General features: G+C 38.3%; 7 protein-coding genes. 2 read left to right on the top strand and 5 right to left on the bottom strand.

Annotated elements, in window-relative coordinates; translation table 11 throughout:
• Nucleotides 1–129: 129 nt before the first annotated feature.
• The 5 genes from ADA55_RS11640 to ADA55_RS11620 all read right to left on the bottom strand — a co-directional run bounded on the left by ADA55_RS11640 (nucleotide 130) and on the right by ADA55_RS11620 (nucleotide 7,756).
• The gene (locus ADA55_RS11640; protein WP_048683831.1) at nucleotides 130–1,761 is read right to left on the bottom strand and encodes an amidohydrolase; all 1,632 of its coding nucleotides are present in this window, start codon (nucleotides 1,759–1,761) and stop codon (nucleotides 130–132) included.
• A 41-nt stretch (nucleotides 1,762–1,802) separates the two neighbouring features.
• The gene (locus ADA55_RS11635; RefSeq protein ID WP_048683827.1) at nucleotides 1,803–3,146 is read right to left on the bottom strand and encodes an APC family permease; all 1,344 of its coding nucleotides are present in this window, start codon (nucleotides 3,144–3,146) and stop codon (nucleotides 1,803–1,805) included.
• Nucleotides 3,147–3,376: 230 nt separating this feature from the next.
• A complete protein-coding gene (locus ADA55_RS11630) occupies nucleotides 3,377–4,996 on the bottom strand; it encodes an amidohydrolase (protein ID WP_048683834.1) in 1,620 nt (539 codons plus the stop codon).
• Between the two features lie 33 nt (nucleotides 4,997–5,029).
• Nucleotides 5,030–6,367, bottom strand: a complete 1,338-nt coding sequence (locus ADA55_RS11625; RefSeq protein ID WP_048683823.1) for an APC family permease — start codon at nucleotides 6,365–6,367, stop codon at nucleotides 5,030–5,032.
• Nucleotides 6,368–6,874: 507 nt separating this feature from the next.
• Nucleotides 6,875–7,756 carry a MerR family transcriptional regulator gene (locus tag ADA55_RS11620; protein WP_142398470.1) on the bottom strand — a complete coding sequence of 294 codons (882 nt, stop codon included), beginning with the start codon at nucleotides 7,754–7,756 and terminating at the stop codon, nucleotides 6,875–6,877.
• A gap of 429 nt (nucleotides 7,757–8,185) precedes the next feature.
• On the opposite strand from ADA55_RS11620, the gene ADA55_RS11615 reads away from it, so the two are divergent.
• The gene (locus tag ADA55_RS11615) at nucleotides 8,186–8,689 is read left to right on the top strand and encodes a DinB family protein (protein ID WP_048683816.1); all 504 of its coding nucleotides are present in this window, start codon (nucleotides 8,186–8,188) and stop codon (nucleotides 8,687–8,689) included.
• A gap of 605 nt (nucleotides 8,690–9,294) precedes the next feature.
• Complete coding sequence (gene sigH / locus ADA55_RS11610) at nucleotides 9,295–9,945, top strand: RNA polymerase sporulation sigma factor SigH (protein ID WP_048683814.1); 651 nt, start codon at nucleotides 9,295–9,297, stop codon at nucleotides 9,943–9,945.
• Nucleotides 9,946–10,165 lie beyond the last annotated feature (220 nt).

The raw sequence follows: 10,165 nt of genomic DNA, 5'->3' as shown, positions 1-10,165 counted from the left end.
CCGCGGAAAGCGAGTGCCCTACGTTCCAATCAACGTCCAAATTGTACAAGTCATAAAAAAGGACAAACTCGATTTGGAGTTTGTCTACAGTCTGAGAGGATTCCACAGTTGTAGAATCCTCCTTTAATGTTACTTTTCGATTAAAGATGTCGTATGATCAAAAACAACTTTTCCATCTACGATCGTTAGCTGTACCTTTGTATTGGGAATTTCTTCTACTGGTATTTCAAAGAGATTTCGTTCTAATACTACGATATCAGCAAGTTTTCCTACTTCTAATGTTCCCAATTCCTTCTCCCTAAAGGAACCATAAGCTGATCCGGCTGTATAAGCTTTCAATGCTTCGGCAAGTGTGATGCGCTCATGTGGATGCCATACCGTTTTTCCGCTGCTGTCGATTCTCGTTACTGCCCGATAGATTTGCAGAAGCGGATCAAGGGTATCGATTGGGAAGTCCGTTCCGAATGCCAATTTCGCTCCGGCTTCTTGCAGTGTATTAATCGAGAAAACATACTTTTCTCGTTCTGTACCAATCCGCTCGGTATAAACACCTCTTTCAGACATCGCAAAGTGATCCGGCTGCATTGAAGCGGTCACGCCTAGCTCTTTGAAACGATGAATATCATCAGGGTGGACCACTTCAATGTGTTCAACAGAATGACGCGAATCTCGTTTACCGTTTGTCTTTTGCGCTTCCTCATAGGCATCTAAAGCAAGGCGAATCGCTCCGTCGCCAATTGCATGAAAACGAATGCTGAAGCCTTCTTTATCAGCATCAACGACCCATTTTTTGATTGTTTCAGGAGGGAACGATGATTCACCTCGTGTATTCGGTTGATCAGCATAAGGTTCAAGTAAATACGCGGTACGGGCTGTAATGACGCCATCGATAAATTGTTTAAGTCCTGACACACGAAGTTTGTCCGATTGATACGTATCTCGTAATTTTTTGACACGTTCAAGATTGCCATTTAAAGCTGGCCATAAATGAATGCGGGCAGTTAAATCTCCATTGTCTTCAAATTCTTTGAAAACATCATAATCATTAAGCATTTCCAATGCTTCTATTGCGAATAAGTCGTGGACGGATGTTACTCCTAAACCAGCCGCATGAGTGAGGAAATTCGTGAAAAGTTCTCTCTTTTGTTCTTTTGTAAAATCATAGGCATGGAGGATAACCGCTTCCATTGCTTTTTCGTATAAAAGACCATTAGGTTCCCCATTTTCGTCTTTTCCAATCATTCCATACGAAGGGTTTTCCGTATGACGGGTAATATTAGCGATTTCAAGTGCCTTTGAATTTACCCATGCGTAATGACCTTCGGCGTGAAACATAAGCACCGGACGGTCGGGGAGAATGCGGTCCAATGAAGACCGATTCGGTAATTGCTGCGTATCCCAATATCCTGCATCCCATGAAGCGCCGATTATCCAAGGATCTTGCGGGCGCGATTCGGCAAATTCACGAATCATTTCCAACGCTTCATCTTCTGAACGGGCTGGGAATAAATTGGCACTATTCATCGAAACAGCCCCATCCATCATGTGAAGATGGAAATCATGAAAACCCGGTAGAATAAATTGGTCATTAAATTGATGGATTTTGGTTTCCTCGCCTGAATAAGGTTTAACCTCCTCTTCAGATCCAACCGCAATGATTTTATTGTCCTTAATCGCAATCGAGGCGGGCTCCGGTTGATCAGAAATTCCTGTAAATACAGCATTACTTGAAATAATTACATCAGCTAGTTGTTGATTCATTATCTATCATTCCTTTCAATTCTATAGAATAGCTTCTATTATTAAGCTTGTTCAATGGCAAGCTCAGGAGGCGGCTGTCTAAACATTTTTGTAAGGTTAAGAAGGTACACAAATCCGATCGCAAACCAAGTTCCTCCCAGTATTAACGAATAGATGTCTAACTGTATCCAAAAGAAACCTGTAAGAGAAGCACCAATTAACGGAATGATAAGGTACCGAATGGTCCCCATTAAGGAACGCTGCTTTTTTCGGAAATAATAGTGAGCGATAACCGAAATATTAACGAAAGTAAAAGCGAATAATGCACCAAAATTTATAAGAGATACGGCAGTTGTAAGGCTTAAGAAAAGTGCGCTTAGAGCAACGCCTCCTATAATTAATATGTTGAAGACAGGTGTACGATATTTAGGAGAAAGATATCCAAATATTTTGGCAGGAAGTACACGTTCACGTCCCATTGCAAATAAAATACGTGAAGCACTTGTTCCTGACGCAATAGCTGATGAAAAACTTGACATGATTCCTTCAGCGAGCATATAACTTATCAAAAAGTTACCCCCGATATACATTGCAATTTCCATATAGGCAGCTTCCGGGGCTTTAAATGATTGATAGTCAGGCCAGACAAGCTGTAAAAAGTACGAACCGATAAAATAATATAATCCACCAATGATTGTTACAAGATAAATGGCCCTAGGTATGGATTTTCGCGGGTTTTTCGTTTCTTCAGAAAGAGTTGTTACTGCATCAAATCCTAAAAAGGAAAAGCATAAAATAGGGATGATGGATAGGAAGCCCGGCATATTTATATTTGAATCAATAAACGGGAGGATCGAAAAAAGCGTTCCTGCACCTTGACCATTTAAAAGCCCCTTTATTGAAAAAATGATGAACAACGCAAGTGTTCCGAATTGCAAGAATAGAAGCCCCATATTAAGCTTAGCCGCTACCTTAATACCGAGAATATTTATAATCGTAACCGTGACGATAAAGAGAATAATCCAGACGTACATAGGAATTAAAGGGAAATAGGCTTTCATTGCAATTCCTAACAATAGAGCACTGATCATTGGACTGAACATATAATCCAGTATAATAGTCCAACCTACGAGAAAACCAATGTGAGGACTTAGGGATTTTTGCGTAAACGTATAGGCTGCACCCGCATTTGGAAAGGCTTTGACAATTTGCGCATAGCTGTAGGCTGTAAATAGCATAACGATAAAGGCAACGATATAAGCAGTAGTGATCATCCCGTTCGTGCTATGAACAGCAACTCCGTATGTTGAAAACAAAGTAGTTGGGGCCATAAAGGCCAAACCAAAAAACACAACATATTTTAATGGAAGTGAGCGTTTAAGAGTTGGTGAGTTTGAATTATTCATATATCAGTCCCCCTATTTAAATGGCCATCATAGTCATTCTTTATTCCAATCCCATACTGATTCCGCAAAGCAGACCGATCTCCATGCCCAACTTTTCTATAGTTTTTATTTTCCATAGAATGGTCTATTTTCGTATTGAATTTCTAAAAATAATAAGTTGCATATTAAGTAAACGTTTGATGACAAAGATGTACATCCGCTAGTTGATCCTCTTATTCCGAATCGTTTATTTATCTTACTAAAGACCCGGCATAATCATAAACTACTTGACCGTCAACTATTGTTAACAGTACCTTTATATCTGGTATTTCTTCCACGAGTACTTCAAAGAGATTTCGTTCCAAGACGATAATATCAGCAAGTTTACCTGCTTCCAATGTCCCTAATTCCTGCTCTCTAAATGTACCGTAGGCTGGGCCACTGGTATAAGCTTTCAATGCTTCGGCAAGTGTGATGCACTCATGTGGATGCCATACCGTTTTTCCGCTGCTGTCGATTCTCGTTACTGCACGATAAATTTGGAGGAGCGGATTCAAAATATCAATTGGGAAGTCCGTTCCAAAAGCCAGTTTCGCACCGGTTTTTTGCAAAGTATTAATCGAGAAGACATACTTTTCTCGTTCAGCACCAACTTGTTCGGTGTAAACACCTCTTTCAGACATAGCTAAGTGATCTGGCTGCATTGAGACCGTAACACCCAGCTCACTAAAACGATGAATATCATCTGGATGAATAACTTCAATGTGTTCAACGGAATGTCGTGAATCTCGTTTACCATTTGTCTTTTGCGCTTCCTCATAGGCATCTAAGGCAAGACGGATTGCTCCATCTCCAATCGCATGAAAACGAATGCTGAAGCCCTCTTTATCTGCATCAACGACCCATTTTTTGATCGTTTCAGGAGGGAAAGACGTCTCACCGCGTGTTTCTGGTTGATCCGCATAAGGCTCGAGTAGATAAGCTGTACGGGCGGTAATGACACCATCGATAAATTGTTTAAGTCCCGACACACGGAGCTTATCCGATAGATATGTCTCTCGCAATTGTTTGGAGTGCCCAAGATCGCCATTTAATGCAGGCCATAAATGAATACGCGTTGTTAATTTACCGTTGTCTTCGAATTCTTTGAAAACATCTAGTGATTCTATTGTCTTTAAACCATGTAAGTCATTGACAGAAGTGACCCCTAAGCTTGCTGCGTGTGCCAAGAAATTGGAGAAGATTTCATTTTTTTGTGAATTTGAAAAATTAAAGGCATGGCGGATAACCGCATCCATTGCTTTTTCATATAAAATACCATTGGGTTCGCCATTTTCATCTTTTCCTATAATGCCATAGAAAGGATTTTCCGAATGACGAGTAATATTAGCAATCTCCAAAGCTTTCGTATTCACCCATGCATAATGGCCTTCAGCGTGAAACATGAGTGCCGGACGGTCTGGAAGAATATGATCCAATGAATGGCGAGTCGGTAATTGTTGTGTATCCCAATAACCTGCATCCCAAGTAAATCCGATTACCCATTGATTTTCCGGTTTTGATTCGGCGAATTCGCCAATCATTTCCAGCGCTTCATCTTCTGAGCGAGCGGCGAACAGATTGACACTATTGAGGGCAACGGCACCTTGCATGATATGAAGGTGGAAATCATGGAATCCCGGCATAATTAATTGGTCTTTAAACTCATAGATTTTCGTGTGCTCACCTGCGCAGTGTTTAATTTCTTCCTCAGTACCAATCGCAACAATTTTGTTGTCCTTAATTGCAATGGAGGCGGGTTCAGGTTGGTCGGAAAGACCTGTAAATACAGTATTACTTGATATAATTACGTCAGCTACTTGTTGACTCATCATCAATCATTCCCTTCTTTTATAGCTCTATTATTAAGCTTCCTCAAAGGCAAGCTCAGGAGGCGGCTGCCTAAACATTTTCGTTAAGTTTAATAGATAAATAAATCCGATAAGAAGCCAAGTTCCACCTAGTATTAGTGAATGTTTATCTAGATTTATGAAAAACAATCCAATTAGTGCTGCTCCAATAAGCGGGATAATCAAATATTGAATCGTTCCTTTAAAAGATCTCTGTTTCTTTTGAAAAAAATAGTAAGAAACAACTGAAAGATTCACAAAGAAAAAGGCAAATAACGCACCAAAACTAATAATTGATACAGCTGTTGTTAGATTTAAGAAAAGAGCGCTTAATGCAATCCCGCCAATGAGTAGAATATTGAACACAGGTGTCCGGTATTTCGGTGATAGATAGCCGAAGATTTTTTTCGGCAATACATTTTCCCTTCCCATCGCATACAAAATACGAGAGGCGCTCGTTCCTGATGCCACGGCTGAAGCTGTGGTGGAAGTTAGCCCCACTGCCACAAAGAAGCTCACAAAAATGTTTCCGCCGATATACATCGCGATCTCTAAATAGGCGGATTCAGGGTTAGTGAAAGAATGGAACTCCGGATAAATTAGTTGTGCAAAATAAGAACTTGTGATGAATAAAAATCCGCCAATCATCGTTATGAAATAGATCGCTTTTGGCAACGTTCTCGTAGGGTCCTTCGTCTCCTCTGACAGAGTAGTTACTGCATCAAAGCCTAAAAAGCTAAAACATAGAATAGGGATAACAGATAGGAGAGCAGGTGCGCTAATTTCAGGATCATAAAAGGGAACGGTGGAAAATAATATCCCTGCTCCTTTTCCTTCAAGAAGACCTTTAATGGACAAAATAAAAAATAGTGCAAACAATAAAAATTGCAAGAAAAGCATATACGTATTAAGTTTCGCTGCTAATTTAATGCCAAGGATGTTGACAGCAGTAATAATCACAATAAATAAAATGATCCAAACAAACATCGGAATGGATGGAAAATAAGCTTTCAATGAAATTCCGACGATTAGGGCGCTGATCATCGGGCTAAATATATAATCAATGATGATTGTCCAACCAACGATAAACCCTATATGTGGACTTATTGATTTTTGCGTAAACGTATATGCTGCTCCTGCTTTTGGGAACGCTTTCACTAATTGGGCATAGCTATAAGCTGTAAATAACATGACAACTAAAGCAATAGCATAAGCCGTTGGCATCATCCCGCTGGTGCTGTTTACAGCAACCCCATATGTTGAGAAAAACGTTTTTGGAGCCATGAAAGCCAATCCGAAAAAGACGACATACTTCAAAGTAAGAGTACGTTTAAGAGTTGGTGAATTCGGCATTAATCAATCCTCCTTGTGAATTTTTTACTAACGATCGTACACATTCATTAATGTGCACTTCACGAATAACTGGATTATTCGGATTGTTTAATTAAAAATTCCGCATATTCAGTTAATTGAAAGGTTATTTGTCTGGGCTCATTTTTGTTTTTAAGGATAACCAACATAAATAGTATCTACTTGTAAACGGATACAACTTGAGCTATGACTGAATGTTTTTAACCATTTTTTCACAATTGCCTGTCCTCTAATTGGCCGCAGAAAGGAGTTGGTAAAGAAGAGTAGCATAATGCAAGGAACAACATGGCCTTGTCTTTTTGATTTCACACTTTTTAATAAAAGGTATCACTCCTTAGAACCAAATGATTTTTCAAAATAATGGTTTACTATTTTCATTTAGGAATGCATCACTCCATTCAATATGTATAAATCCATTATAAAGTCTCGTCTAACACCAGAGTAAACAGCTTCGATACAAAAAAAACAGCCATCGAAATGATAATACTTTCATTTCGAAGGCTGTTCACTTGTTACTTTTTCTTTAATCGGAATTTGTATTTCATAATAAGCTTCATCATATTGATCGGTCAGAGAAACGTCAACCTGCATAATTCGAAAGGCGTCACCGGTAATAATATAGTCATGAGTATCGCAATGATGGAGTAGCTTTTTTAGCTGGGTTAGCATTTTCTCCCTTGTGAGTCCTCCATAATAGGAACATAAAAATAGCCCATTTTCAATTTTTTGGGTTGGTTGCTCTGACTCCTCATCCTGAACAAGAATGAATGATTGAGATTGATAGTCACTTAGGTTAGCGGAGAAGTCAGATGATTGACGAATTTCATCAAAATACTCTTTCTTGATAAAATCTCCAAATTTATTGCTGGCCAAAGCAGGAATGATTCCACCAATCTTGTTTTCGAGCTCCAAATATCCAAAATAAAGGTTTTCTGTATCCGCCCAACTTACCGATCTGGCTAGCTGGATGTATTCCCGTTCTTCAAATTGTTTTATCACGATATCCGAATTGCTGTAACTGTTTGTGAAATGTTCAATATTGTATAATCGTGTCATCAAAATATTATGGATATGTTGCAATTTCTTAATTTCTTCCTGTATATTAGCCATTGATTTTTGAAGTGATTGAACCGACTTTTTGACATTGCGGTTCGTAAGAAATTGCTTGATTTCCTCTAAGGAAAACCCGATGCTCCTTAACTCTTTGATCGTTCCGAGAACCTCATACTGGGAAATGGAGTAATAACGATAGCCAGTTTCGGGGTCAATATGATAAGGCTTTAGCAATCCAATTTTATCGTAATGACGCAATGTATCAACGGTTACACCTCGCAACTTCGCCATTTCTCCTATACTAAGCTTATTTTGCATGGCTTTTCTCCTAACCAATACTGAATTTATATATATTAATAACATGATTTCCCCCTATTATAAAGTAGCGATTCCTGTTGTGTATAGCTAGTGCCAGGAATATTTGTAGAGCACCGCTTTCATAAAATTGCAGTCACAAACTTAACGTCCAGTATTCGATTTAAACAGGGTTAACCATTTCAGCTCTTGAAATGAATATACTTTTTTGGACTTAAAGGTTTAAAATGCAGAAGAGGTAGTACAGTTCAACAGTTTTTCTTGGAAACTTGTAACCGAAACTTCCAGGCGGCCAGTACAAAGCAAAAGCAATGGTTTTCCAATTAGAATGGATATTATTTATTGCATGTTTAATGAGGAATTTGTAATGTGGGAACATATGTTTTATAATATACTTTAAGTAATTATCAATCGAAATAGGGGAGGTATTATATGTATATTTCAATTTCAGATTTTATTAAAGAATGGAATAAAGAAGCCATACTCACTCAAAATGTCTTGGATAGTTTGACTGATGAATCCTTAGAACAACAAGTTTATCCTGAAGGTCGCACTTTAGGAAGAATTGTGTGGCATTTCACCACGAATATTCCAGATTATCTAGCTCATTTCGGGTTAAAGATAGACCGGATAGAAAGTTCGGAAAACGTTCCATCTTCAGCCCGCGAAATTGCCATCACTTTTAAAAATGTAAGTTCTCATGCAGCCAAAATTATTGAACAACAATGGACAGACGAATCCCTGGGACAAATACAAGAAGCGTTCGGAAGACAGGAAACAAATGCTTCCATCCTTATGGGGCTAATCAAGCATATTGTACATCATCGCGGACAAGTTACGGTTCTGATGCGTCAAGCAGGAATTAAACCTTTTGGGGTTTATGGACCGCCAAAAGAAGATTGGATTCATTTAGGTGTGGAAAATCCACCGCTTTAATGACTTATGAATGCTTAAGTTAGGATCTTCTACATACTGGGCATTGGCGAATAATTAAATTCTAGTACTCCATATTATGACTGAGTTAATAATATGTTTTAGCATCCTTTGAAGGGTGCTTTTTTATTTTGCGAAAGAAGGGTTTAAATGAAATCAGCTAATTTAGAGACGATGTTTTAAATACAACCCTTATTTTCCATCTGAAGCTAATGTAGGTAGGATAGATTCGTTCTTCTCCTTTTGGTTAGGCTCTATTAAATCATTAGTGCAGAATAGTTCTTTAAGATTATTATTATAATCATGCTATTTATAAGCCGCCATATGCTGAACCCCCACCATAATTACCACAACCGCCGGCACAACTATATCCGTCAATGATAAGGAGTTAAACAAAACGACTATAATGACGAAATCTTTACCAAATCAATTAAAGCTGACTGAAAGTTTCTAGTTATAAATATCTGGATTTTGTTGAAAAATGTCGTTATTTGCGAATATCATTATCGTCATTTCTGAGATATTATAATATTGAATGCACTTTAATACATTGAAGTAATAATGCATTCTTTATATCGGGGCTCAATTAAGTGAGTGGAGGAAAATAAATGAGTGTAATCATCGAGAAGAAACGTATGGAAAACTATACTCATATGGAAGATGCAATGTTGGTAGGGAAAATCCATAATGGTGATGAGGATGCACTGGACTTTTTAATCAATAAATACAGATGTGTCGTTCAATCAAATGCATTGAAGTATTTTTTAACGGGTGGAGATAAGGAAGACGTCTTTCAGGAAGGGATGATTGGGCTATATAAGGCCATTCGGGACTACAAAAATTGCAAAAAGGCGTCTTTCAGGTCATTTGCGGAACTGTGCATTACAAGACAAATCATAACGGCCGTAAAAGCGGCTATTCGCCAAAAGCATTCTCCCTTAAATAATTATGTTTCATTGTATATGCCTATCCATCAAGGGGAGTCGGAACAGGGTCTAATTGATCTAATCCCTGAACAGAGACAAAATGACCCAGTCACGATCTTAATAAAATCAGAAGAAATTTGTGATATTGAGCTAATTTTAACCGAAGTCCTTAGTGAGTTGGAAAGCAGTGTTGTGGACTTGTACCTGGAAGGAAAAACTTATTTAGAAATATCAAAGGAACTGAATGTTCAAAAAAAGACGATCGATAATGCACTTCAGCGGGTAAAAAGGAAGCTGGAGCGGCACCTCGAGTCCAGAAGAATGGAAGAATAATAACAATCATTCTTTAAACTTTCGGTCATTATTAATTTGTAAAATAACATTGAATCAATTAATAGATAAAAGTACTTGTTAAAGCATTTTCCTGGTAATGGAGCAGTTAGTGCAGTGCTATCCTATGGGAAATAAAATCTATGACCAAAAAAAGCCCTACTGAAACAGAAGGGCTCAGTTTGTAGACAAAAGGGGTTCGGAATTAAAAAATTCTGAACCC

The sequence above is a fragment of the Bacillus sp. 220_BSPC genome (genome assembly GCF_001054655.1).
GTDB classification, from domain to species: domain Bacteria; phylum Bacillota; class Bacilli; order Bacillales; family DSM-1321; genus Peribacillus; species Peribacillus frigoritolerans.
Note: the sequence above shows the minus strand (reverse complement) of the source record. Positions and strands in the feature narration are given on the sequence as shown.

Excerpts from the sequence above, each read along its gene's own strand:
- ADA55_RS11640 (WP_048683831.1), bottom strand. The coding sequence starts at position 1,761 with ATGAATCAACAACTAGCTGATGTAATTATTTCAAGTAATGCTGTATTT.
- ADA55_RS11635 (WP_048683827.1), bottom strand. The coding sequence starts at position 3,146 with ATGAATAATTCAAACTCACCAACTCTTAAACGCTCACTTCCATTAAAA.
- ADA55_RS11630 (WP_048683834.1), bottom strand. The coding sequence starts at position 4,996 with ATGAGTCAACAAGTAGCTGACGTAATTATATCAAGTAATACTGTATTT.
- ADA55_RS11625 (WP_048683823.1), bottom strand. The coding sequence starts at position 6,367 with ATGCCGAATTCACCAACTCTTAAACGTACTCTTACTTTGAAGTATGTC.
- ADA55_RS11620 (WP_142398470.1), bottom strand. The coding sequence starts at position 7,756 with ATGCAAAATAAGCTTAGTATAGGAGAAATGGCGAAGTTGCGAGGTGTA.
- ADA55_RS11615 (WP_048683816.1), top strand. The coding sequence starts at position 8,186 with ATGTATATTTCAATTTCAGATTTTATTAAAGAATGGAATAAAGAAGCC.
- sigH (WP_048683814.1), top strand. The coding sequence starts at position 9,295 with ATGAGTGTAATCATCGAGAAGAAACGTATGGAAAACTATACTCATATG.